Origin of the sequence: Pseudoroseicyclus tamaricis, assembly GCF_012070395.1 — a bacterium.
Classification (GTDB): Bacteria; Pseudomonadota; Alphaproteobacteria; order Rhodobacterales; family Rhodobacteraceae; genus Pseudoroseicyclus_A; species Pseudoroseicyclus_A tamaricis.
The window spans coordinates 176,121-200,262 of sequence record NZ_JAAFYS010000002.1 but is presented as its reverse complement, the minus strand read 5'-3'; the positions used below and the strand labels follow the sequence as shown (position 1 = coordinate 200,262).

Below are 24,142 nucleotides of genomic sequence, written 5' to 3'. Positions count from 1 at the left end.
GGGTGGCGCCCCGACGGCGCCTCCGGTGCGCTTTATGCATGCCACGCCCCTCCCCGGCCCGAGCGAAGCACCTAGCTCAGCCAGAGCGCCAGCCCGCCGGGACGGGCAGGCGCTCGCCCTGCGCCTTTGGCGCGCCCCGGGCGGGGGAAGAGCGGCGACTGGGTCGAGACGAAGAGCGGGCTTGTATCCCGGCGAGGAGCCAACGACAGCCTAGGAAAGACGCTCCGATCCGGAGCCACGACACCAAAGACAAGCGCTGCGCCCCGTAGGGTGGGTTTCCAACCCACCGCTCCGCCAACCGCCCCTCACCGCCATCTGCAGGCGCAGGGCGAGCGCCTGCCCATGGGGTGGCGCTCCGACGATCGAGCAGTGCGCATTATGCCAGCCAAACCCCTCCCCGCTCCGGGCGAAGCACCAAGCCCTACCAGAGCGCCAGCCCGCCGGGACGGGCAGGCGCTCGCCCTGCGCCTTTGACGCGTACCGGGCGGGGGAAGAGCGGCGGCGTGGCGCACAGGTGGGTTACAAACCCACCCTACGGATCGCCCGTGCGTAAGGTGGGGTTCCAACCCACCGCCCGCCCCGCCCTCTCACTCCTCGAAATCCACCAGCCGCCGGCCCTCCTCCTCCACGAAGAGCTCCGGCAGCAGGCGCAGCTCGGCGATGCGGTCGACGCGGACCTGGCGGAACGCCTCCGCCTCCTCCGCCCAGCCGGTCAGCACCCAGACGCGGCCCCAGTATTCCAGCTTCAGGGGCCGCAGCGTCTCCGCCTCCGCCCCCTCCTCGGGCGCCAGCCGCAACTTCTGGCGGGCGCGGAGCGCGGCGCGGATCTGGGGGAGCCAGGCGTAGGCCTGCCCCGCCCCCGCGAAGGGGTGCAGCGAGAAGCCGAAGCCCGCCGGAGTCGTCTGCCGATCCTCCGGCAGGGCGGCGTCGAGCTTGGCGGAGAGGCTGCGGACGGCGGCCTTCAGCTCCTCGTCCGCGCCCGCGCCCACCGCCGCGAGCCCCAGGTGCAGCGCCTCCAGCTCCGTCAGCGTCAGCAGCATCGGCGGCAGGGCGACCTCCTCCGTCGCGCGGTAGCCGAGGCCGCGCGCCCCTTCGATCGGCACGCCGCTGTCGATCAGCACGTCCATGTCCCGGTAGATCGTCCGAACGCTGACACCCAGCGCCTCGGCCAGATCCTCCGCCCGCCTCACCCGGCCGCCCTTCAGAAGCTGCATCAGACGGAACAGCCTGTCCTTGCGTCGCATCTCGCCCCCATCGCTCCTGACAGGTTTTTGACAGAAAATGCGACGGGCGCCAGCCTTTCCCGCTTCCTCCGCCCTGCCCCGGCCTTTAGATAAAAGCCTCGACGAGAGCGGCACGCCCGAGGCGGCGGCCGGATAGGGAGACGCAACATGCTCAACAATATCGGCCTTCCGGGCCTTCTGCTCATCGCCGTGGTGGTGCTGGTGCTCTTCGGCCGCGGCAAGATCTCCTCGCTGATGGGCGAAGTCGGCAAGGGCATCACCGCCTTCAAGCGCGGCGTGGACGATTCCAAGCGTGAGATCGAGGACGCCTCCTCCGATCACGACCACGCCCATGACATCACGCCCGAGGGCGACAAGAAGGAAGCCTGAGGCTCCGGTCAGGCGCGGCCCGCCCCGGCGGGCATTCCTCCAGCTTCGGCAGGTACCTTATGTTAGACATCGGCTGGTCCGAGCTCATGGTGATCGGCGTCGTGGCGTTGATCGTCGTCGGCCCGAAGGATCTTCCCGGCATGTTCCGCACCATCGGGCAGGTCACGGGCAAGGCTCGGGCCATGGCCCGCGATTTCACCCGCGCCATGGAGGCCGCGGCCGACGAATCGGGTGTGCGGGACATCTCCAAGACCATCGAGGCCGCCGCCCGCCCGACGCAGTTCGCCACCAAGAAGCTCGGCCAGAGCTTCAAGTCCGGCGGCGAGACGGAACGGCTGAGCCGCGAGCGCAAGGAACAGGCCGCGAAGATCCGCGAGACGGCCGCCAGGAAGGCCGAGGAGCGCAAGGCCCGCGAGGCCGCGGCGCTGGAGCCCGACGAGACGGAGCTCGCCGACGAGCCGGAACCGGAGGAGGCCGCCCCGCCCCCCGCCGCTGCATCGACCCCCGTGCCGGAGATGGAGGCCCCGAAAGGCCCCGCCATCGAGGCCGAGGCGCCGGAGACGCCGACGACGGCCAGCAAGCCTGCGGCCAGAAAGACGGCGCCGAAGACGGCTGCTCCCAAGAAGGCCGCGCCGAAGAAGGCTGCCCCGAAGAAGACGGCGAGCAAGACGTCGGAGGCCAAGTCGGACTCTGCCGAACCCAAGGTGAAGGCCAAGACCACCCGCGCCGCCAAGACCAAGGCGCCGGCGGAGCCGAAGCCGGTTGCCGAGGCCAAGCCCGTCGCCGCCAAGAAGCCCGCCCGCAAGACCGCCCGCCCGAAGCCGGGCACGCACGGCACGGCGGCCGAGAAAAATGGCGACGGCGCCCAGCCGAAGCCCGCCGCCGCCCCCGAGACCTCCGCGGAGACCTCCGCCGCCTCCGAGCCGGCTGACGAGACGCCGCCCCCCGCCGAAAGCAGATCGTGACCAACGCCGACGACATCGAGGACAGCTCCGCCCCGCTCATCGAGCATCTGGCCGAGCTGCGCACCCGCCTCATCTACTCCGTGCTCGCCTTCGTGGTGGGCATGGTGCTCTGCTTCACCGTGGCGGGGCAGATCCTCGACTTCCTGCTCGTGCCGATCGAGCACACCATGCGGCAGCTCGGCAACGAGAACCCGGTGATGCAGTACACCGCGCCGCAGGAGTACTTCTTCACCCTCGTGCGCATCTCCGTCGTCGGCGGGCTGATGCTCGGCTTCCCCGTCATCGCCTACCAGCTCTGGCGGTTCGTGGCGCCCGGGCTCTACCGCAGCGAGAAGAATGCCTTCCTGCCGTTCCTCATCGCCTCGCCCGCGCTCTTCCTGCTCGGCGCCGCCTTCGCGCAATACGTCGTCGTGCCGCTGGCGATGAACTTCTTCCTCGGCTTCGCCGACGTGCCCTCGGTCATCGCCGCCTATTTCAACGGCGGCGTGGAGACGGTGCGCGAGAGCGGAATCGACATCGTCTTTCAGGGCAAGGTCAACGAGAGCCTCGACATCACGCTGAAGATGATCGTCGCCTTCGGCATCTGCTTCCAGCTGCCCGTGCTGCTGACGCTGATGGGCAAGGCCGGCCTCGCCTCCTCCCGCGGGCTGCGGGGCACGCGGAAGTATGCCGTCGTCGGCATCCTCGTCGTCGCCGCGCTGGTGACGCCGCCGGATGTGGTGACGCAGATCATCCTCTTCGTGGTCGTCTACGGCCTCTACGAGATCTCCATCTTCCTTGTCGCCCGCGTCGAGAAGAAGAAGGACGAGGAGGCCCGCGCGGAGGGCGTGATCGGCGAGGACGAGAGCCTCTTCGACATCCCCGGCGACGACGAGCCCGAGGATGACGACAAGGCGGATCCCAAGGCGTGAGCGACGAGACCCTGATGCGGATCGCCGAGGCGCTGGAGCGCCTCGCCCCGCCCCCCGCCGCCGATCCTGACTTCACCGCCGCCGCCGGCTTCGTCTGGCGCGCCCAGCCGGAAGCGCTGGTGCCGGTGCGCCAGATCAACCGGATCGACCTGCCCCTCCTGAAGGGCATCGACCGCGCGCGAGACACGCTGCTGGCCAACACCCGCCAGTTCGCCGCCGGCCTGCCCGCCAACAACGCGCTCCTCTGGGGGGCGCGCGGCATGGGCAAGTCGAGCCTCGTCAAGGCGGCCCATGGCGCGCTGCTGGAGGAGTTCCCCCGGCTGAAGCTGGTGGAGATCCAGCGCGAGGACCTGCCCTCCATCGGCCGGCTGCTTGCTTACCTGCGCCGGGCGCCCGAGCGCTTCATCCTCTTTTGCGACGATCTGTCCTTCACGCAGGACGATGCGCATTACAAATCCCTCAAGGCCGTCCTCGACGGCGGGATCGAGGGGCGGCCGGACAACGTGGTGCTCTACGCCACCTCCAACCGCCGCCACCTGATGCCGCGCGACATGATCGAGAACGAGCGCTCCACGGCCATCAACCCCGCCGAGGCGGTGGAGGAGAAGGTGTCGCTGTCGGACCGCTTCGGCCTCTGGCTCGGCTTCCACCCGACCGATCAGGACACCTTCCTCGCCATCATCGCCGGCTACTGCGCGGCCTACGGGGTGGACGTCCCGGAGGAGGAGCTGCGCGCGGAGGCCATCGAGTGGCAGGCGACGCGCGGTGCCCGCTCCGGCCGGGTGGCGTGGCAGTTCTTCACCGATCTGGCAGGCCGCAAGGGCGTCAGCCTCGGCTGAGGTGGCCCCGGCCCCCGGGCCTCAGCCCGGGGCGAAGCGCGCCCGCGTCCGGTTGGCGAAGGCCACGAGCGAGAGCATCACCGGCACCTCCACCAGCACGCCCACCACCGTCGCCAGCGCGGCGCCGGAGTTCAGGCCGAAAAGGCTGATGGCGACGGCCACCGCCAGCTCGAAGAAGTTCGACGTGCCGATCAGCGCGCAGGGCGCGGCGATGCGGTGCGGCACCTTCAGCACCCAGGCCGCCGCGTAGGCCAGCGCGAAGATGCCGTAGCTCTGGATCAGGATCGGCACCGCGATCAGCACGATCACGCCCGGGCGCTCAAGGATCACCTCCCCCTGCAGGCCGAAGAGGATCAGCACCGTCGCGACCAGCCCCGCCACCGACCACGGCTTGGCGCGGGCCGAGAAGGCCTCCACCGCCGCCGGCCCGCCGAGCCAGCGCCGGGTGACCAGCCCCGCCGCCAGCGGCAGCGCCACGTAGAGCACCGTCGCCAGCACCAGCGTCTGCCACGGCACCGCGATCTCCGTCACGCCGAGGAGCAGCGCGACGATGGGGGCGAAGACGATGACCATGATCAGGTCGTTCACCGAGACCTGCACGAGCGTGTAGGTCGCATCCCCCTTCGTGAGCTGCGACCAGACGAAGACCATCGCCGTGCAGGGCGCCGCCCCCAGCAGGATGAGCCCGGCGATGTACTGCGCCGCATCCTCCGGCGCGATCCAGGGGGCGAAGACATGCTCGAAGAACAGCACCGCCAGCGCCGCCATGGTGAAGGGCTTGATCAGCCAGTTGACGGCCAGCGTTACAAGCAGGCCCTTCGGCTGGCGAGCGACGCCGGCGACGGCGCCGAAATCGACGCCCACCATCATCGGGTAGACCATCGCCCAGATCAGCACCGCCACGACGAGGTTGATCGAGGCGACCTCTGCCCCCGCCACGGCGCCAACGAGCCCGGGCGCGAGCGTGCCGATGGCGATCCCCGCGGCCATGGCGAGGGCGATCCAGAGGCTGAGATAGCGCTCGAAGAGGCTCATGCGGGCACCCCGGCTCGGCGGCCCGAGTCCAGCCGCCCGGCGCCGAGCCAGCTGAGCGCGACGAGCAGCGCCGCCGTGCCGAGACAGGCCGGGAGCCCGCCGAGCTGGTAGGACAGGCCCGAGAGCAGTGTCCCGAGGAGGCGCCCGGCGGCATTGGCCATGTAGTAGAAGCCCACGTCCATCGTCACCCGCTCGGAGGTCGAGAAGGCGAGGATCAGGTAGGAGTGCAGCGAGGAGTTCACCGCGAAGATGCCCCCGAAGAGCAGCAGCCCGGCGACGAGCGTCACCGTCAGCCAGGGGGCCGGGGCGCCAGCGAGCCAGACCGCCAGCGCCAGCAGTGCCGGCACCGCGAAGAGCAACCCCGCCCAGCGCCGCGCCTCGCCGATCAGCTCCGCTTCCGGCCGGCTGGCGGCGCGCAGGAGGCGCGGGGCGGAGGCCTGCGCGGCGCCGTAGAGGATCGTCCAGAGCGCCATGAAGCTGCCGATGAGGAAGAAGGCGGCGCGGTCGCCCGCCTCCGTCCCGTCCGACAGCACCGCGTAGAAGTAGATCGGGATGCCGACGACGAACCAGACGTCCCGCGCGCCGAAGAGGAAGAGCCGCGCGGCGGAGAGCCAGTTGATGTTGTGGTCCTTCGAGAAGACCTCGGCGAATTTCGTCCCCTTGCGCCCGCGCGGCAGGCCGGCGGGCATCTTCCAGAGCACCGCGGCGAGGATCACCGCCAGCGCCGCCGCCATGGCCAGCACCGAGGGCACGAAGCCGATCAGCCCCAAGAGCGCCGCCCCGAGCAGGAAGCCCACGCCCTTCACGGCGTTCTTCGATCCGGTCAGCACCGCCACCCAGCGGAAGAGCCCGCCCTGCCCCGTCGGCGCCAGCAGCTTCACGGCGCTCTTGGCGCTCATCTTCGAGAGGTCCTTGGCCACCCCACTCGCCCCCTGCACCGCCATCACGAAGAAGACGGAGGGCCAGAGCGCCCAGCCGGGATCGAGCGCCGAGAGCGCCAGCAGTGCCGCGACCTGGATGGCGAGGCCGGCATAAAGCGTCGAGGTCAGCCCGAAACGCGCCGCGATCCAGCCGGCGGAGAGGTTCGTGACGATGCCAGCGATCTCGTAGAGGATGAAGAGATAGGCCAGCTGCACCGGCGAGAAGCCGAGGGTGTGGAAATGCAGCAGCACCAGCATCCTGAGCGCGCCATCGGTGAGCATGAAGGCCCAGTAGGCCGCCGTCACCGCGATGTAGGCCGCCAGCCCCTCCCGGCGCTCGGTCACAGGCTGCCCCCGACCATCCTCGCCACGTCCACCAGCCGGTGCGCGTAGCCCATCTCGTTATCGTACCACGCGTAGACCTTCACCTGCGTCCCGGCGACGACCATGGTCGAGAGCGCGTCGACGATGGAAGAGCGGGTGTCGTTGACGTAATCGGCGGAGACCAGCGGCCGCGCCTCGTAGCCGAGGATGCCCTTCAGCGGCCCCTCGGCGGCGGCGGCGAAGAGGGCGTTGACCTCCTCCACGCTCGTCTCCCGCGCCACCTCGAAGACGCAGTCGGTCAGCGAGGCGTTGAGCAGTGGCACGCGCACGGCATGGCCGTTCAGCCGGCCCTTGAGCTCTGGATAGATCAGCGTGATCGCGGTCGCGGAGCCGGTGGTCGTGGGGATCAGCGAGTTCAGCGCCGAGCGGGCCCGCCGCAGGTCCTTCGCCGGGCGGTCGACGATGGTCTGCGTGTTGGTGACGTCGTGGATCGTGGTGATGGAGCCATGGCGGATGCCGATCCCCTCGTGGATGACCTTCACCACCGGGGCGAGGCAGTTCGTCGTGCAGCTCGCCGCCGTTACGATGCGGTGGGCGGCGGGATCGTAGCTGCCCTCGTTGACGCCATAGACGATGTTCGCCGCCCCTCCGTCCTTCACCGGCGCGCTGACGACCACCTTTTGCACCCCCGCCTCGAAGTACGGCGCCAGCGCCGCCTCGCTCTTGAAGGCGCCGGTGCAGTCGAGCACCACGTCCACCCCGTCGAGCGGCAGATCCCCGATGGCCCGGGCGCCATGCACCGGCAGGCGGCGGCCGTCGATGCTCAGGCTCTCGCCGTCCGCCGAGAAGGACGCCGGCCAGCGGCCGTGGACGCTGTCGAACTCCAGCAGGTGGGCCTGCATCGCGGCATCGCCGACGGCGTCGTTGATCCAGGCGATCTCGGCGCCGCTCTCCAGCAGCGGGCGGAGGGCGAGCTTGCCGATGCGGCCGAGGCCGTTGAGGGCATAGGTGGTCATTGGGTCTCCATGTCCTGAGCGATCTCGTCCACGCGCTTTTGCAGCGAGCTGCGGCTGAGGCTGTCGATGGGCAGCGCCGTGAAGGCGAGGATGCGGTTGCGCAGCGCGGCATAGGCCTGCTGGAAGGCCAGCTTCTTCTCCGCGTCGGTGCCCGTGGCCTTCACCGGATCGGGCAGCCCCCAATGGGCGCTGATCGGCTGGCCGGGCCAGGCGGGGCAGTCCTCGTTGGCGGCGGCGTCACAGACGGTGAAGACGAAATCCATCACCGGCGCGCCCTCCCCCTGAAACTCGGCGATGGTCTTGGCGCGCAGGGGGGAGATGTCGTGCCCCTTGCCCTGCAGCATCTCGACCGCGAACGGGTTGAGCTGCGAATAGGGGTGGGTCCCGGCGGAATAGGCATTGAAGCGATCCCCCGCCTCGTGGCGCAGGAGCGACTCGCCGAAGATCGAGCGGGCGGAATTGCCGGTGCAGATGAAGAGGACGTTGTACTTGCGGTCATTCATGGCCGCGCTTCCTCGATGCATGGGCCGGGGGATCGGGGGGCAGAGCTCCGGCCGGCCGCGGCAGCAATCGGAAAAGAGGTACCCCATCAGCCCGGCGGCCTCGGCCATGTCGATGCGGTAGAGCAGCGAGCGACCAGCGCGAGATTGGGCTATCAGACCGGCGTTACGGAGCGATGACAGGTAGTTCGAGAGGGTGTTCTGCGCGACGCCCAGTGCCGCCGCCAGCTCCCCGGCCGGGACGGCATCGGGGTAGCGGCGCATGAGCAGCCGGAAGAGCGCCAGCCGCTGGGCATGCGCAAGGGCGGTCAGCTTGTCCACGACTCTCGAATCCATACTTCATGAATACTGGATGTGTCATTCCAGCTCAAGCCCCCGCGCACGGCGATTGAAACACCCCGCGAAGCTGGTAGGCTCCTTTTTCAAAGGGGCGAAGTCCCCGCGAGCAGCAGGATCCATCATGACGCATCGCAAGGTGAGGCTGCGCCTGGCCGTGGCAATCGCCGGCCTCTCCTTGATGGCCGGCTGCGGATTCTTCCGCGGCCATAGCGAGCAGGAGTGCATGGAGCGGGCGATGTATTTCGAATCCATCCGCTCCAGCCGCGACGGGATGATCGCCGTCGGCAGCGTGGTCATGAACCGCGTGGAATCCGATGCCTACCCCGACAGCGTCTGCGATGTCGTCTCGCAGAAGAACCAGTTCGCCCCTGGGATCATGTCCAGCAAGATGAACGACCGCTCGATGCCGCTGGTGCGCGAGGCGGCGGCCGCCGTCCTGCGCGGCGAGCGGCACCCGCTGGTGGGCAACGCGCAGTTCTTCCACGCCGCGTCCTACCGGGCCGGCTACAACAACATGCACTACGTGCTGACGGCCGGCGGCAACGCCTTCTACGAGCGGCGGCGGCCCGAACTGGTGACCCAGCCGTCGCCGCTGCCGCCGCTGGAGGGCATCACCCCGCTCTGACGGCCGGTGCGATTGCCGCAGCGTCGGGGAACCAGGGACGGCGACTACGCGATTAACTTTTGCACCACGGCAAAAAATTCGGCGCGCCCGCGCCTCTGCAGCGGTTGTAAGGGGAATAGAGACATCTCTAAGGTGAAGGCATGAACAACCCATCCGGCTACGATGAGATGTGGGGCACGGCTCAGACGCAGAGCATGGGCGACATGGCCCAGAGCCAGGCCTTCACCCGCCCCCCTTACCAGAACCTCGACACCTGGATTCAGGGCGAGGATCCTGCGCGCCTGAAGAAGAAGCAGCGGGAGGCGGAGGAGATCTTCCGCCTCACCGGCATCACCTTCAACGTCTACGGGCGCGCCGAGGCTGACGAGCGGCTGATCCCGTTCGACATCATCCCCCGCATCATCTCGGGCCGCGAATGGTCCAAGCTCTCCCGAGGGATCGAGCAGCGGGTGCGGGCGATCAACGCCTTCCTGCATGACATCTATCATCGCCAAGAGATCATCCGCGCCGGCCGCCTGCCGATCGAGATGGTGGCGCAGAACGCCGCCTTCCTGCCGCAGATGATCGGGGTGACGCCGCCGGGCGGTGTCTACACCCATATCGTCGGCGTCGATCTCGTCCGCACCGGCGATGACGATTTCTATGTGCTCGAAGACAATGCCCGCACGCCCTCCGGTGTCTCCTACATGCTGGAGAACCGCGAGACGATGCTGCAGATGTTCCCCGAGCTCTTCAGCCAGAACCGGGTGCAGCCGGTCTCGACCTACCCCAAGAACCTGCACCGCTCACTCTGCGCTTCCGCCCCTGCCGGGGCCGACAGCAACCCGGTCGTCGCGGTGCTGACGCCCGGCATCTACAACTCCGCCTATTACGAGCACGCCTTCCTCGCCGACAAGATGGGCGTGGAGCTGGTGGAGGGGCACGACCTGCGCGTCGTCGACGGCCGCGTCTGCATGCGCACGACGCGCGGCTACAAGGCCATCGACGTGCTCTACCGCCGGGTGGATGACGACTTCCTCGACCCGCTGAACTTCCGCCCCGACTCGACGTTGGGTATCCCCGGCATCTTCGATGTCTTCCGCTCGGGCGGCATCACCATTGCCAACGCCCCCGGCACCGGCGTCGCCGACGACAAGGCGATCTACTCCTACATGCCGGATATCGTGGAATTCTACACCGGCGAGAAGGCCATCCTGCAGAACGTGCCGACATGGCGCTGCGGCGAGCCCGACGCGCTGGCCTACGTGCTCGACAACCTCGCCGACATCGTGGTGAAGGAAGTCCACGGCTCCGGCGGCTACGGCATGCTCATCGGCCCCACGGCGAGCAAGAAGGAGATCGCGGCCTTCCGCGACAAGCTCCTCGCCAAGCCGGAGAATTACATCGCCCAGCCGACGCTGTCGCTCTCCACGGTGCCGATCCTCACCAAGGCGGGGCTGGCGCCGCGACATGTCGACCTGCGGCCCTACGTGCTCGTCTCGCCCGAGGGGGTGACGATCACCCCCGGCGGGCTGACGCGCGTGGCGCTGAAGAAGGGCTCGCTCGTCGTCAATTCCAGCCAGGGAGGCGGCACCAAGGATACCTGGGTGCTAGAGGAATAACACGCATGCTGGGCAAGACCGCCGGCGGCCTCTACTGGATGTCGCGCTACCTCGAACGTTCCGAAAACGCCTCTCGCCTCGTCGAGGCCGGCCAGCGCATCGCGCTGACCCGCTCGGCGCATGAGGACGAATGGCTCTCGATCCTTCAGACCGCCGCCTGCGACGAGGGCTACATCCAGAAATACGGCGAGGTCACGCGCGAGCTCGCCGTCGACTGGATGCTGCGCGACCCGGACAACCCTTCCTCGGTGATGTCCGTCGTCTCGCAGGCGCGGCAGAACGCCCGCATGGTGCGCACCGCCATCACCCGCGAGGTGTGGGAGGCGGTGAACCAGGCGTGGATGACCCTCAAGGGCGCCCTCGCCCGCCGCGTGCCGGAGAGGGACCTGCCCGCCGTGCTCGCCCTCGTGCGCCAGCGTGCCGCCTTCGTGCGGGGCGCCATGCACGGCACGATGCTACGCAACGACGCCTACGACTTCGCCCGCATCGGCACCTTCATCGAGCGGGCCGACTCGACGGCGCGCATCCTCGACGTGAAGTACTACGTCCTGCTGCCCTCCGCCCTCGCCGTCGGCTCCAACCTCGACAACGTGCAGTGGGAGAGCATCCTGCGCTCCGTCTCCGCCGAGGGCGCCTACCGGATGACCTACGGGCAGGATGTGCGCCCGCGCGAGATCGCCCACTTCCTGATCTTCGACACGCGCATGCCCCGCTCGCTGGCCTTCTGCGCCGGCAAGCTCGTCGACAACCTCGCCTACCTCGAGAAGGACTACGGCGAGACGCACCGCTCCCACGGCCTCGCCGGGGAGCTCTGCGGCTGCACCGCCGGCAGCAATGTCGACCAGGTGGTCGAGACGGGGCTGCACGAGTTCATCCAGGATTTCCTAGGCCGCGCCTTCCGCCTCGGCGCCCAGATCGAAAGCGACTACCGGTTCCATGAGTAACCCCATGCGCCTGAAGATCGAGCATATCACCCGCTACGATTACGAGGAGCCGGTGAACTACGCGCTCCAGCAGCTGCGCCTGACGCCGAAGAGCATGGCCAGCCAGACGATCCTCGGCTGGGAGACGCAGGTGAGCGGCGGCAAGCGCGAGCTGTGGTTCGAGGACAGCCACCGCAACCGGGTGGACCTGATCTCCTTCGAGCCGGGGACCGACGTCATCGAGGTGCGCTGCTCGGGCGAGGTCGAGATGACCGAGACGCATGGCGTCATCGGCGCTCATGGGGGCTTCATGCCCCTGTGGATGTTCCTGCGCTCCACCCCCCTCACCCGCGCCGGCAACGGCGTGCGCCATCTCGCCGCGCAGATCGGCGACGTGGCGGGGGAACTCGACCGGCTGCACGCGCTCAACACCGCCGTGCACAATGCCCTGAACTTCCAGCCCGGCCAGTCGCTGGTGACATGGACGGCGGAGGATGCCCTCGCCGCCGGCACCGGCGTCTGCCAGGACATGGCGCATGTCTTCATTTCCGCCTGCCGGGCGCTGAAGATCCCGGCGCGTTACTGCTCGGGCTATCTCTTCATGGAAGACAATTCCGAGCAGGACGCCGCCCATGCCTGGGCCGAGGCGCATGTCGAGGGGCTCGGCTGGGTCGGCTTCGACCCCGCCAACGACCAGTGCCCCGACACGCGCTACGTACGCGTCGCGACCGGGCTGGACTATGGCGAGGCGGCGCCTGTATCTGGCATGCGCCATGGCGCGGGCGGCGAACGACTCACCGTCCATGTCGAGGTGCAGCAACAGTAACGCCGGGCGACCCCCGGCAAAGTCAGGCGGCATCCAATGACATATTGCGTGGCACTCCGGCTCGACCGGGGGCTGGTGTTCATGTCGGATACCCGTACCAACGCCGGGCTCGACAACATCTCCACCTTCCGGAAGATGTATTCCTGGTCCGATGGGGAGGCCTGCGCCGTCACCCTGCTCGCCGCCGGCAACCTCGCGACGACGCAATCGGTCGTCTCCCACCTCGAGGAGCGGATGAAGGCCCCGGCGGACCGGGCGCCCTCCATCCTCTCCATGCCCTCGATGTTCCAGGTGGCGCGGATGATCGGCAACCTCCTGAAGGATGTGATTGCGGAACATGCCGAGACCGGCCAGCGGGCGGATGCCGCCTTCAACGCCACGCTCATCGTCGGCGGGCAGATCCGCGGCTCCGAGCCGCGGCTCTTCCTGATCTATCCGGAGGGGAACTTCATCGAGGCCGGCGAGGACACGCCGTGGTTCCAGATCGGAGAGGTCAAGTACGGCCGGCCGATCCTCGTGCGCACCTTCCGGCCGGAGATGACCTTCTCCGAGGCCGCCAAGCTGCTCTACGTGAGCTTCGATTCAACGATAAAGGCCAACCTCTCGGTTGGCCTTCCGCTGGACATGCAGCTCTACGAGAACGGCTCTTTCCGCCCCACCGACATCCGCCGCATCGAGGCGGATGACGAGACCTACCTCGCGATCTCCGAGATGTGGAGCGAGGCGCTCACGAACGCCTTCGCCCATCTGCCGGAGGTGGAGACGGAGGCCTGAGGGCCCCCGTCACCGCCAGTTAGGCCACCAGTTACGACGTCATCTGCTTGGCCTTGGAGCGGGCGCGGATCGCCACGCTCTCGATGTTCTCGTCCGCCGCCTTCGGCACGATGCGGTAGGCCGCGTTGACGAAGCAGAAGAGCGAGAAGCCGAGAAGGCCGAGGCAGAGGAGGCCGACCAGCACGCGCCCGTAGGGCTGCGCATAGAGCCAGTCGAAGGCGGAGCCGACGCCGCCGGCCTGGCTCGGGTCATGCTGGAGCGCCGCCAGCGTGATCAGCAGGCCGATGATGCCGACAACGACGCCCTGCGCCGCCACGCCCGCCTTCAGCGCCCAGTTGAAGTCCATGGTAAAGCGGTTGGCCCGCAGGTGCTCACGGTATTTCTCCTTCACCGCTTTCACGATGTAGTAGACGCCGGCTGCGATGGTCAGCAGGCCCGCGATGCCGACAGCCCAGCGGCCGCCCGGCGCCGCCATGATGTCGCTGAGGATGCCCGAAGAGCCGGAGCCGCTGCCCGAGCCTGAGGAGCCGGCGCTGGAGATCAGCGCCGTCACAGCCAGCACGCCGATGCCGAGGTGGGCGAGGCCGGTCACGCACATGCCGAGGCGGGCGACGATGCCCTTGCCGCCGGAGCCGTAGGCCTCGAGATCCCAGATCGCATCGACGATCCGCCAGATGAAATAGGCGAACATGCCGAGGGCGATGAGGAGCAGGATGAACGTGCTCCAGCCGCCGTCGAGCCGCTCCATCACGTCCTGCGTGCCTTCTGCCTCGCCGCCCTGGACGACGGACCAGAAGCCGAAGCCGGCCACCACGAGGTAGACGAGCCCGCGCCCGGCATAGCCGGCACGCATGAACTTCACGGCCCAACCGAACTCGTCTGGATCCGTTTTGGCTAGGATCTTCGCGCGGGTCGAGTTCGGGTCGGAATCAAGTATGTTGGCCATGGTCGAGCTGCTCCTCGGGGCTGAGTCTGGGCGATCACGCCTTCGGGAGCCAATGCGTCAACCGCCGGGGAGTTCCCTCGCCCGCCTCAGCCCGCCCCCGCAAGACGCGCCAGAAGCACCGAGCAACGGGCCAGATCGGCCGCCGAGATGCTCTCGTCCGCCCGGTGCGCATCGGCCATGTCACCCGGGCCGCAGACGACGGTGTTGAGCCCCTCGGCGGCGAAGAACCCGGCTTCCGTTCCGTAGGAGACGGTGATCGGCGCCGGATCGTCCAGCATCCCCGCCAGCCGCTTGATGGCGGGAGCGGAGGCATCGGCGGCGAGGCCGGGATAGGCACCGAGGGGCGCCACCTCCACGCCCTCCGGCAGCGGGATGGTCGCGAGCAGCGCCTCAGGCGTCTCGGCGGCGAGGTGGCGGATCTCGAACGCCACCTCGGCCCTGTCGGGGACGATGTTGAGCGCCGTGCCGCCATGGAGCGTGCCGGCATGGATGGTCGAGACGGGCGGATCGTAGGCGTCGTCGCGGGCCCCATCGGCGAGCAGCCGCGCCTGCGCATCCCGCAGTGCAAGCACCAGCTCGGCCGCGCCGTGGAGCGCGTTGCGGTGATAAGGCGCGCGGGAGGAATGCGCCGCCTCCCCCGTCGCCGTGGCGAGGTAGGCGTTCTTGCCCTTGTGCCCGGTGCACAGCCGCATCCCCGTCGGCTCGCCCACCACCACCAGCTCCGGCCGGCCCAGCACGGGGACGACCTGCCCGATCATCTCCGCGATCCCCCGGCAGCCGATCTCCTCGTCCCACGACAGGGCGAGGGAGACTGGGGCGGCGGGCGGGCTGTTCTTCAGCCGCTCGGCGAGGGCCAGCGCGCAGGCCAGAAATCCCTTCATGTCCGTCGCCCCCCGCCCCTGCAGCCGTCCGCCCCGCTCGGTCAGCGTGAAGGGATCGGTGGACCAGCCCGCCCCGGGCGGGACGACATCGCTATGGGCAGAGAGCAGGAGGCCTCCCTCCCCCGCGCCAAGCTTCGCCAGCAGGCCGGAGCGACCGGGGGCGGAGGCAGCGATGCGGGTGACGGCGAAGCCGGCATCCGCGAGGTGGGCGGAGACCCAGTCGATGAGATCGCCGTTCGGCCCGTCCGTCACGGTGGGGAAGGCCACGAGGGTGGCGAGGATCTCGGCCTCTCTCATCGGGGTTCTCTTGACTGGTCCCATGTCGGGGCAGACTGGAACGGTGGCGCCGCGGGGGCAAGCTGGGTGCACGGGTTGAGGGGCCGGGAGGCGCCCCCCGGACCCCCGGCGGCGGTATAGGCGCGAGGAAGCGAGCGGTGGAGCGGGTCGATATGGCGGGACCGGGGGCCAGCCTATCGCCATTGTCGCTCGGACCAATGGCGCACCAATGGCGGCCCCGGGATGTTTGGCACCAAAGACAGGGCGCGCGGGGTCAAGCGGCGCGCGGCTCGGTGAGACGGGGCGTGGGGTGAGGGAGGCGCGGCCGATTGACGGGGGCGGGCGGGCGCCGCATCCTCCCGGCGCACAAATCGGAAGGAAGCTCCAGATGTCCACCGCCCGCACGGCCCAGACCTTCGCGCCGCCGGTCATGGAGGCGCGCCGCTGGGTCGAGGGGCGCCCCGAGGAGCCGCCGCTGATCAACGTCTCGCAGGCGGCGCCCGTCGCGCCGCCGCCGCCGCCGATGCTGGAGGCGATGGCGGAGTTCGTGCTGACCGATCCCTCCTCGCATCTCTACGGGCCGGTGTTGGGGCTGGAGGAGCTGCGCGCCGAGGTCGCCATCCAGAGCGCCAACCGCTACGGCGGGCGCATCGCGCCGGCGCAGGTCGCCATCACCTCGGGCTGCAACGAGGCCTATACCGCCGCCATGGCCGCGCTCTGCGGCGAGGGGGACGAGGTGATCCTGCCCCTGCCCTGGTACTTCAACCACAAGATGGCCAACGACATGGCCGGCATCCGCACGGTGCCGCTCGGCCCAGGCCCGGGCCTGATCCCCGACCCGGAGGAGGCGGCGGCGCTGATCACGGAGCGCACCCGCGCCATCGTGCTGGTGACGCCGAACAACCCTTCGGGCGTGGAATATCCGCCGGAGGTGATGCGGCGCTTCTTCGAGCTCGCCAAGGAGCACGGGCTGCGGCTGATCGTCGACGAGACCTACCGCGACTTCCATTCAGGCGAAGGGGCGCCGCATGACCTCTTTGCCGGGCCGGACTGGCCGGACGTGCTCGTCCACCTCTACTCCTTCTCCAAGGCCTACCGGCTGACGGGGCACCGGGTGGGGGCGATGATCGCCTCGGCCCGGCTGCTGGCGGAGGTCGAGAAATATCTCGACACCGTCACCATCTGCCCCGCCCAGCTCGGCCAGAAGGCCGCGCTCTGGGGGATGCGCAACCTCGCCCCCTGGCTCGCCGGCGAGCGGCTGGAGGTGCTGGCGCGCCGGCAGGCGATCGTGGACGGCTTCCCGCGGCTGGCGGCGAAGGGATGGGCGCTCCTCGGCTGCGGCGCCTACTTCGCCTACGTGGAGCACCCGTTCGAGCTGGCCTCCGATGCACTGGCGAAGCGGCTGGCGCAGGAGGCGGGCGTGCTGCTGCTGCCGGGGACGATGTTCATGCCGGAGGGCCACCCGGATGCGCGGCGGCAGCTGCGGATTGCCTTCGCCAACCTCGACGTGCCGGGGGTGGGGGTGCTGTTCGACCGGCTGGAGGGGTTCGCGGCCTAGCGGAGAGGCTGCCGGGGCGATCTAGGGTGCGCGGCGCTGGCGACGGAATGGCCACCGCTCCCCACGGCAGGCAAGGCCCCTGCCCCCTCCGACCCACAACCGGTTGATCCCGGCCCTCTCCTCGCTTGCAGCCTCTCCCACCCTTGCCTATGCATGGCGGGCCGCGCCGGGAGGGGCGCTGTCGGGCAAGGGAGCCAGCCATGGCGAAGCGCAAGAGCAGCAATATCGCGCTCTACATCATCCTCGGCCTGCTCATCGTGGGTCTCATGGGGTTCGGGGGCGCCAGCTTCTCCAGCCGGACCAGCCGCGTCGGCATGGCCGGGGACAAGCCGATCACGGTGGCGGATTACACCGCCGCCCTGCAGGAGCAGCTGCAGAGCCTCTCCGCCCAGTTCGGCACGAACATTTCCATGGCGCAGGCCCAGCAGCTCGGCCTCGATCAGGCGGTGCTCGGGCAGGTCGTCACCCAGCGGGTGCTCGACAACGAGGCCGCCACGCTCGGCATCTCCGCCCCCGATGACCGGGTGGCGGAGGAGGTGCGCGCAGTGCCCGCCTTCCAGAACCTCTCCGGCAGCTTCGACCGCGAGGCCTATCGCGACGTGCTCGCCCGCAACAATCTCGACGAGGAGGCCTTCGAGGAGAGCCTGCGCGACGACATGTCCCGCACCCTCCTGCAGGCCGCCGTCTATGGCGGCATCGCCCCGCCGCAGACCTATGGCACCCGCGTCGCCGACTGGCTCCTGGAGCGGCGCACCGCCACGTGGGCCACCGTGCCGGCCGACAGCGTCAGCATTCCGGCGCCGGGGGAGGAGGAGCTGCGCAGTTACTACGACGCTCACCCCGACCGCTACTCTTGGCCGGAGCGGCGGCGCCTCGCCGTCGCCTGGCTGACGCCCGCCATGATCTCGGACGAGGTTGAGGTCGACGAGGCGGCGCTGCGCGAGCTTTACGACCAGCGCATCGACCAGTTCGTGCTGCCCGAGCGGCGGCTCGTCGAGCGGCTCGTCTTCCCCAACGAGGAGGCCGCCACCGCCGCCCGCGCCCGCATCGACGAGGGCTCCACGACCTTTGAGGAAGAGGTCTCCGCCCGCGGGCTCGGCCTGTCGGACGTCGATCTCGGCGATGTCGGGCAGGAGCAGCTGGGCGCCGCCGGGGAGCCTGTCTTCGCGGCGAACACCGGCGATGTCGTCGGCCCGGTGGAGACGAGCCTTGGCCCCGCCCTCTTCCGCCTCAACGCTGTGCTGGGCGCGCAGGAGACGACCTTCGAGGAGGCGATGCCGGACCTGCGCGACGAGCTCGCCATCTCCCGCGCCGCCCGCGTCATCGACCAGGAGCGAGAGCGCCTGAGCGACCTCGTCGCCGGCGGCGCCACGATCGCCGATCTGGCCGCCAACTCCGCCATGGAGGAGGAGGAGATCCTCTGGTTCCCCGGCAGCACCGAGGGCATCGCCGCCTACGAGAGCTTCCGCACCGCCGCTGCCTCCGCGAGCGAAGGGGATTACCCCGAGATCCGCGAGCTGGAGGATGGCGGGCTCTTCGCGCTCGACCTCGTGGAGGTGCTGGAGCCGGAGCTGCGGCCCTTCGACGAGATGGCCGCGCAGGTCGCCACCGACTGGACGCAGGCGCAGCGCGCCGATGCTCTCGCGCAGATCGCCGGCGAAAAGGCCGGGCAGATCCTCGCCGGGGCCAGCTTCGCCGAGGCCGGCCTCGCCGCCGAGACGACGGCGGGGCTGACCCGGCGCGACTTCCTCGCCGAGGCGCCCGAGGGCTTCGTCGACACGCTCTTCGCCATGCCGGAGGGCGGCGTCGAGCCGCTCGCCTCCGACAGCGGCGTCGTCATCCTGCGGCTCGACCGCATCGAGCGCCCGGAGGGCAGCGGCGAGGCCTACGAGGCCGAGGTCGCCAGCGTGACCGAGCGGATGCAGGCCTCGCTGGCGCAGGATGTCAGCACCATCTTCAACAACACGGTGCAGATGCGCACCGAGGTGACCATCGACCAGGCCGCCATCGCCTCCCTCAACAGCTCCGTCCAGTGACCTCGCCATGCTAGAGCCCGCCTTCGACGCCTTCTCCCGCGGATTCGATCAGGGGGAGAACCAGGTTGTCTGGATGCGGCTGCCGGCCGACCTCGACACGCCGGTCTCGCTGATGCTGCGCCTGAACGGCGCCGGCAAGAATGCCTTCCTGCTGGAAAGCGTCACCGGCGGCGAGGTGCGGGGGCGCTACTCGATGATCGGGATGAACCCCGATCTCGTCTGGGAGTGCCGGGGCGAGACGGCCCGCATCAACCGCGCCGCCCGCTATGACGAGACGGCCTTCGAGGAGATGGCGGAGGACCCGCTGACGGCGCTCCGCGCCGTGCTTGCCGAAAGCCGCATCGACCTGCCGGAGGGCCTGCCCGCCGCCTCCGCCGGGCTCTTCGGCTACCTCGGCTACGACATGATCCGGCTGGTGGAGCGCCTGCCGGACGTGAACCCCGACCCGCTCGGCCTGCCCGACGCGCTGATGCTGCGCCCCTCCGTCATCGCCGTGCTCGACGGGGTGAAGGGCGACGTCATCCTCGTGGCACCCGCCTGGGCGAACTCGGGCCTGAACGCCCGCGCCGCTTATGCGCAGGCCGCCGAACGCGTGGCCGATGCCCGCGCCGCCCTCGACCGGCCCGTCGCCTCCGAGAGCCGCACCTGGGCGGAGGCCGCACCGGCGGAGGAGCCGCAGAGCAACTTCACGCCGGATGCCTACAAGGCCGCTGTGGAGAAGGCGAAGGACTACATCCGCGCCGGTGACATCTTCCAGGTCGTGCCCTCACAGCGCTGGGCGCAGGAGTTTCGCGAGCCGCCCTTCGCGCTCTACCGGAGCCTGCGGCGCACCAACCCTTCGCCCTTCATGTTCTACTTCCACTTCGGCGGCTTTCAGGTGATCGGCGCCTCCCCGGAGATCCTGGTGCGGGTCTTCGGGCGGGAGGTGACGATCCGCCCCATCGCCGGCACCCGCCCCCGCGGCGCGACGCCCGAAGCCGACAAGGCCAACGAGCAGAGCCTGATGGGCGACGAGAAGGAGCTGGCGGAGCACCTGATGCTGCTCGACCTCGGCCGCAATGACGTCGGCCGGGTCGCGAAGATCGGCACGGTGCGGCCGACGGAGGAGTTCATCGTCGAGCGCTACTCCCACGTGATGCACATCGTCTCCAACGTCGTGGGCGAGCTGGCCGACGACCAGGATGCGCTCTCGGCCTTCTTCGCCGGCATGCCGGCGGGGACGGTCAGCGGCGCGCCGAAGGTGCGGGCGATGGAGATCATCGACGAGCTGGAGCCCGAGAAGCGCGGCGTCTACGGCGGCGGCGTGGGCTACTTCAGCGCCAATGGCGACATGGACATGTGCATCGCGCTGCGCACGGCGATCCTGAAGGACAAGGTGCTCTACATCCAGGCCGGCGGCGGCGTCGTCTACGACAGCGACCCCGAGGCCGAGTACATGGAGACGGTGCACAAATCGAACGCCATCCGCCGGGCGGCGGAAGAAGCGGCGAAGTTCGACAGCTCCGGCAACCGCTAGGCCACGATTTTCGCGCGAAAATCGGCACGGAAATCGCGCGATTTCCGTGCCCGGCTGCGGCCCGCGTGCCCCCAGCCCAGAGGGCGCGCCGGTGACCCCCGGGCGCCGATTTCCATATGGAAATCGGGAGCGGAAACCATATGGTTTCCGCCGCCCGGGCGGCCCCGTCAGTAGTGGTTTCCGGGCACCTGCCAGTCGGAGACGTCGCCCGCCGACGCCTGCTTTCCGGCCGCGGCCCAGAGAAGCCCGCGCCGCAGCATCTCCCGCGCCGGCCCGTCCGCGACGACCGAGGCCTTGTGGCCGAGCGCGTTGTAGTAGACGCGGCCATGCCCCCAGGCCTTCACCCAGGCCACCGGCATCTCCACCGGCCCGTTGGCGGCGTGGTACCAGTTGACGGTCGGGAAGTCGGTGACGGCGAGGACATGGTTCGCCGGATCAGTGTGCAGGTAGTACTGCTCTGATTCGACGTCGAAATCCTCGATCCCCTCCGTCAGCTCATGGGCGCCGGTCATCCGCACCCGGTAGCGCACGCCGTCGCCGCCGGGATGGGCGACCCAGTTGCCGCCGGTCATGAACTGCCAGAGCACGTTGGAGCGGAAGGCATCGCACATGCCGCCGTGGCATCCCGCGAGGCCGGTGCCGCGCGCCACGGCCTCGGAGACGTTCTGCGCCGCCTCCTTGGAGAGGTCCGACATCGTCCAGACCGGGACGATCAGGTCGAGCCCGCGCAAGGCCTCGCCGTCGTCGAAACAGGTGAGGCTGTCCGTCACCTCCACCTCCGCGCCGGCCTCGGCCAGCATGCCGCGGAAGAGTTCGGCGACCTTGTCGGGCTCGTGCCCCGGCCAGCCGCCCCAGGTGATCAGTGCCTTCATGTCGTCCTCCCGTTGAAGTCGGCGCAGGTTAGTCGCCCCGGCGGGGGGTGCCAAGCGGCTCCTGCGCGAGGGCGGCACTGCCCCCCGGGGGAAGACCGCGGGATCAGGCGCGCTGGCGGGAGGAGGAGGCGCCCCGCATCCGGCGGACGGGCCAGAGGATCAGCGTCACGAGCCCGGCGAGGAGCAGCCAGCCGAGCGCGTAGCCGATCCCGGCGGAGATGGCGCCGGCGGTGGTGGTGGGCACGGCGGGGGCATAGTCGGCGAAGGTATCTTCCAGGAGCTCCCGGTCGGCGAAGCGGTGCGGCATCGCCAGCCGCTCCAACGGCGTGGCGGCGCGCAGGAGGGCGAGGTTGGCGGAGAGGCGGTCGAGCCGCGCGAAGGTTGCTGCCATGTCCTCATGCCGCTCGTCGAGGAAGGGTGTGCCGGCGTACTGGGCCATGGCCTCGTCCCGGGTGAGGCCCGCCTCGACCGCCGAGTCGTCGAAATCGGCGACAACGACGGTCAGCGCGTCCACCTGCCCGGCGAGGCGCTGCAGGTATTGCTGGGAGAATTCGGGGAATTGCGACAGGCCGATGGCCCCCGCCACGCCGCCCGCCAGGTAGAGTACCTTCAACATCGCCCTGCCCTCCTGCTCGGGCGGGACTCTGCGGCCCGCACGGGCGCCGCGCAAGGGGCGCCGTCAGAAGCCGGCGGCCTTTCGCAGCATGTTGGCGGCGACGAGGAAGAGGAAGAGGCCGAAGATGCGCTTGAGGCGGGCCGCGTCCGTCCGGTGCGCCAGCGCCGCGCCCATCGGGGCGGTGATCAGCGTCATGGCGATGACGAGGGCGAAGGCGACGAGGTTGACGGCGCCGATCGTCCAGGGCGGCGTCACCTCCGCCGGCAGCGGCGTCAGCAGGAAGACGGCGACGGAGGGCACGGCGATCAGCACGCCGAAGCCGGCGGCGGTGGCGACGGCGCGGTGGATGGCCATGCCGTAGAGTGACATCACCGGCACCCCGAAGGAGCCGCCGCCGATGCCCATGAGCACCGACAGGAACCCGATGCCCGGCGACAGCGCCCAGCGGGCCGGGCCGGTGGGCATCTGCGGCCCCAGCCGCCAGCTCGACCGGCCGAAGACCATGTAGGCGGCGACGATCATCGCGAGGATGCCGAAGATCGCCTGCAGCGCCGCCGTGCGCAGCGCCGTGGCGACGAAGACGCCAACGAGCGCCCCGATGACGATGCCGGGCGCCCAGCCGCGCAGCACGCCCCAGTCCACCGCGCCGCGCTTGTTGTGCGACAGGACGGAGCGGATCGAGGTGACGATGATCGTGGCGAGCGAGGTGGCGAGGCAGACCTGCATCAGCACCTCCGACTCGTAGCCGAGCGCAGAGAAGGCATAGAAGAACGCCGGCACCAGCACGATGCCGCCGCCGACGCCGAGGAGCCCGGCGAGCAGGCCCGCAAAGGCGCCGATGGCGAGCAGCAGCGCGCCCATCGCGAAGAGAAGCCCGATATCCATGCCCGTACCCCCGGTGTTGCGGCCCCATTAAGCGGGTTGGAGCAGGGAGGTCCAGATGGGGTGTCGGTGCATGGGTGGAGAGGACGGGACCAAGGGGCTGTCTGCCCCCCGGAGCCCCCCGAGGATTTTTGGGGCCAAAGACAGCGGGCCCCAAGGGGCTGCCGTCAGGCGTGGGCCGGCTCGGGCGCGATCCTGGCCAGCGCCGCCTCGACCAGCTCGGGCCCGGCACCCTCCCGCGAGGCGCCTTCGGAGAGCATCCGCCGCCAGGCGCGGGCGCCGGGGCGGCCCTGGAAGGCGCCGAGCATGTGGCGCGTCACCTGATGCAGGCGGCCGCCGGCGGAGAGATGCGCCTCGATGTAGGGGAGCATCGCGCGGACAGCGTCGGACGGGTCCACCGCCTGCCCGGTGCCCCAGATCGCCGGGTCCGCGGGGGCGAGGATCTCCGCCGGGTTGTGATACGCGGCGCGGCCGATCATGACGCCGTCGAGCCCCCGGTCGAGCGCCGCCTCGGCCTCCGCCAGCGAGGCGATGCCACCGTTGAGGGAGAGGTGGAGCCCCGGGAAGGCGGCCTTCATCTCGTCCACCAGAGCGTAGTCGAGCGGCGGGACGTCGCGGTTCTCCTTGGGGCTGAGGCCCTGCAGCCACGCCTTGCGGGCATGAATGGTGAAGCGGGTGACGCCGGCCGCGGAGACCTTGGCGAGGAAGTCCGGCAGCACCTCGCGCGGCTCCTGCTCGTCGACGCCGATGCGGCACTTGACGGTGATCTCGGCGCCGGGGGCGGCGGCGATCATCTCCGCCGCGCAATCGGCGACGAGATCCGGCGATGTCATCAGCACCGCGCCGAAGGCGCCGGATTGCACGCGGTCCGACGGGCAGCCGCAGTTGAGGTTGATCTCCGGGTAGCCCCGCTCGGCGCCTATGCGCGCCGCCTGCCCCAGCTTCGCCGGCTCGGAGCCGCCGAGCTGCAGGGCCACGGGCTGCTCGGCCGGGTGAAAGCCGGTCAGCCGCTCGCGGTCGCCATGGATGACGGCGTCAGCGGTGACCATCTCCGTATAGAGGAGCACGCGGGAGGACAGCTGCCGGTGGAAGAAGCGGCAATGCCGGTCCGTCCAGTCCATCATGGGGGCGACGGAGAGGCGGGACGCGTCCAGAACCTGTGGTTTGTCGCCTACATGCATCGGAGCCACCAGCGGAGCGCGACAGCCGGAGGGGTGCCGCAAGATGGGGGCGACGTCTCGCAGGCTCGGGGCGAAAATTCAAGGCGCGGCGGGACGGGAATGGCTGCAGCTCCTATTGAGCTGATATGAGGTCAAACGGCTTGGCGCCCCGCCCGGCAAATGGCGGC

The 24,142-nt window shown here is 69.7% G+C and carries 23 protein-coding genes; 12 read left to right on the top strand and 11 right to left on the bottom strand.

Features of this window, described 5'->3' with window-relative positions; translation table 11 throughout:
* Positions 1-587: 587 nt before the first annotated feature.
* Entirely contained in the window at positions 588-1,244 is a 657-nt protein-coding gene (locus GY170_RS07270) for a helix-turn-helix transcriptional regulator (protein ID WP_163891553.1), read from the bottom strand.
* Between the two features lie 147 nt (positions 1,245-1,391).
* Here GY170_RS07270 and GY170_RS07265 point away from each other — a divergent pair, with 147 nt between their 5' ends.
* From GY170_RS07265 to GY170_RS07250, 4 genes are read left to right on the top strand one after another with little or no spacing between them, the layout of a single operon-like run.
* Positions 1,392-1,613 carry a twin-arginine translocase TatA/TatE family subunit gene (locus GY170_RS07265; protein WP_163891551.1) on the top strand — a complete coding sequence of 74 codons (222 nt, stop codon included), beginning with the start codon at positions 1,392-1,394 and terminating at the stop codon, positions 1,611-1,613.
* Positions 1,614-1,672: 59 nt separating this feature from the next.
* On the top strand, positions 1,673-2,578 hold the full coding sequence (gene tatB, locus GY170_RS07260; protein ID WP_163891549.1) for a Sec-independent protein translocase protein TatB: 906 nt from the start codon (positions 1,673-1,675) through the stop codon (positions 2,576-2,578).
* On the top strand, positions 2,575-3,489 hold the full coding sequence (tatC, locus tag GY170_RS07255) for a twin-arginine translocase subunit TatC (protein WP_163891548.1): 915 nt from the start codon (positions 2,575-2,577) through the stop codon (positions 3,487-3,489). The genes tatB and tatC overlap by 4 nt, the downstream gene beginning before the upstream one ends.
* A 14-nt stretch (positions 3,490-3,503) precedes the next feature.
* Positions 3,504-4,328: an ATP-binding protein gene (locus GY170_RS07250; RefSeq protein ID WP_163893748.1), complete on the top strand. Its 825-nt coding sequence runs from the start codon at positions 3,504-3,506 to the stop codon at positions 4,326-4,328.
* A gap of 21 nt (positions 4,329-4,349) precedes the next feature.
* Here the strand turns inward: GY170_RS07250 and arsB are convergent, their stop codons facing one another.
* Genes arsB through GY170_RS07230 form a run of 4 tightly spaced genes read right to left on the bottom strand, consistent with a single transcriptional unit; the run spans position 4,350 to position 8,459 of the window.
* Entirely contained in the window at positions 4,350-5,363 is a 1,014-nt protein-coding gene (arsB, locus tag GY170_RS07245; protein WP_163891546.1) for an ACR3 family arsenite efflux transporter, read from the bottom strand.
* Positions 5,360-6,565, bottom strand: coding sequence for an organoarsenical effux MFS transporter ArsJ (arsJ, locus tag GY170_RS07240; protein ID WP_235924112.1), 1,206 nt, complete (start codon positions 6,563-6,565; stop codon positions 5,360-5,362). Before arsJ ends, arsB begins: the two co-directional genes overlap by 4 nt.
* Before the next feature lie 59 nt (positions 6,566-6,624).
* Entirely contained in the window at positions 6,625-7,623 is a 999-nt protein-coding gene (locus GY170_RS07235) for an ArsJ-associated glyceraldehyde-3-phosphate dehydrogenase (protein ID WP_163891542.1), read from the bottom strand.
* Complete coding sequence (locus tag GY170_RS07230) at positions 7,620-8,459, bottom strand: arsenate reductase/protein-tyrosine-phosphatase family protein (protein WP_163891540.1); 840 nt, start codon at positions 8,457-8,459, stop codon at positions 7,620-7,622. The genes GY170_RS07235 and GY170_RS07230 overlap by 4 nt, the downstream gene beginning before the upstream one ends.
* Before the next feature lie 124 nt (positions 8,460-8,583).
* Here GY170_RS07230 and GY170_RS07225 point away from each other — a divergent pair, with 124 nt between their 5' ends.
* The 5 genes from GY170_RS07225 to GY170_RS07205 all read left to right on the top strand — a co-directional run bounded on the left by GY170_RS07225 (position 8,584) and on the right by GY170_RS07205 (position 13,211).
* The gene (locus tag GY170_RS07225) at positions 8,584-9,087 is read left to right on the top strand and encodes a cell wall hydrolase (protein WP_163891539.1); all 504 of its coding nucleotides are present in this window, start codon (positions 8,584-8,586) and stop codon (positions 9,085-9,087) included.
* Positions 9,088-9,290: 203 nt separating this feature from the next.
* Positions 9,291-10,688: a circularly permuted type 2 ATP-grasp protein gene (locus tag GY170_RS07220; protein ID WP_394351491.1), complete on the top strand. Its 1,398-nt coding sequence runs from the start codon at positions 9,291-9,293 to the stop codon at positions 10,686-10,688.
* A gap of 5 nt (positions 10,689-10,693) precedes the next feature.
* Entirely contained in the window at positions 10,694-11,632 is a 939-nt protein-coding gene (locus GY170_RS07215; RefSeq protein WP_163891535.1) for an alpha-E domain-containing protein, read from the top strand.
* A gap of 4 nt (positions 11,633-11,636) precedes the next feature.
* Positions 11,637-12,437, top strand: coding sequence for a transglutaminase family protein (locus GY170_RS07210; RefSeq protein WP_163891533.1), 801 nt, complete (start codon positions 11,637-11,639; stop codon positions 12,435-12,437).
* 36 nt (positions 12,438-12,473) lie between these two features.
* A complete protein-coding gene (locus GY170_RS07205; RefSeq protein WP_163891531.1) occupies positions 12,474-13,211 on the top strand; it encodes a proteasome-type protease in 738 nt (245 codons plus the stop codon).
* Between the two features lie 31 nt (positions 13,212-13,242).
* Here the strand turns inward: GY170_RS07205 and GY170_RS07200 are convergent, their stop codons facing one another.
* Both GY170_RS07200 and argE read right to left on the bottom strand, forming a co-directional pair.
* Positions 13,243-14,157, bottom strand: a complete 915-nt coding sequence (locus GY170_RS07200) for a DUF1206 domain-containing protein (RefSeq protein WP_235924078.1) — start codon at positions 14,155-14,157, stop codon at positions 13,243-13,245.
* 86 nt (positions 14,158-14,243) lie between these two features.
* On the bottom strand, positions 14,244-15,335 hold the full coding sequence (argE, locus tag GY170_RS07195; RefSeq protein WP_163891529.1) for an acetylornithine deacetylase: 1,092 nt from the start codon (positions 15,333-15,335) through the stop codon (positions 14,244-14,246).
* 367 nt (positions 15,336-15,702) lie between these two features.
* Here argE and GY170_RS07190 point away from each other — a divergent pair, with 367 nt between their 5' ends.
* From GY170_RS07190 to trpE, 3 genes are all read left to right on the top strand, one after another.
* Entirely contained in the window at positions 15,703-16,872 is a 1,170-nt protein-coding gene (locus GY170_RS07190) for an aminotransferase (RefSeq protein WP_163891527.1), read from the top strand.
* Between the two features lie 200 nt (positions 16,873-17,072).
* Positions 17,073-18,908: a peptidylprolyl isomerase gene (locus GY170_RS07185; protein WP_163891526.1), complete on the top strand. Its 1,836-nt coding sequence runs from the start codon at positions 17,073-17,075 to the stop codon at positions 18,906-18,908.
* Between the two features lie 7 nt (positions 18,909-18,915).
* Positions 18,916-20,424, top strand: coding sequence for an anthranilate synthase component I (gene trpE / locus GY170_RS07180; RefSeq protein WP_163891524.1), 1,509 nt, complete (start codon positions 18,916-18,918; stop codon positions 20,422-20,424).
* Between the two features lie 167 nt (positions 20,425-20,591).
* Here trpE and GY170_RS07175 read toward each other — a convergent pair whose 3' ends face one another.
* The 4 genes from GY170_RS07175 to dusA all read right to left on the bottom strand — a co-directional run bounded on the left by GY170_RS07175 (position 20,592) and on the right by dusA (position 23,975).
* Positions 20,592-21,296 carry a ThuA domain-containing protein gene (locus GY170_RS07175; protein ID WP_163891522.1) on the bottom strand — a complete coding sequence of 235 codons (705 nt, stop codon included), beginning with the start codon at positions 21,294-21,296 and terminating at the stop codon, positions 20,592-20,594.
* 103 nt (positions 21,297-21,399) lie between these two features.
* Entirely contained in the window at positions 21,400-21,912 is a 513-nt protein-coding gene (locus GY170_RS07170; RefSeq protein ID WP_163891520.1) for a DUF2937 family protein, read from the bottom strand.
* 63 nt (positions 21,913-21,975) lie between these two features.
* Entirely contained in the window at positions 21,976-22,797 is an 822-nt protein-coding gene (locus GY170_RS07165; protein WP_163891518.1) for a sulfite exporter TauE/SafE family protein, read from the bottom strand.
* A gap of 164 nt (positions 22,798-22,961) precedes the next feature.
* Positions 22,962-23,975, bottom strand: a complete 1,014-nt coding sequence (gene dusA / locus GY170_RS07160) for a tRNA dihydrouridine(20/20a) synthase DusA (protein WP_163891516.1) — start codon at positions 23,973-23,975, stop codon at positions 22,962-22,964.
* Positions 23,976-24,142: the final 167 nt, after the last annotated feature.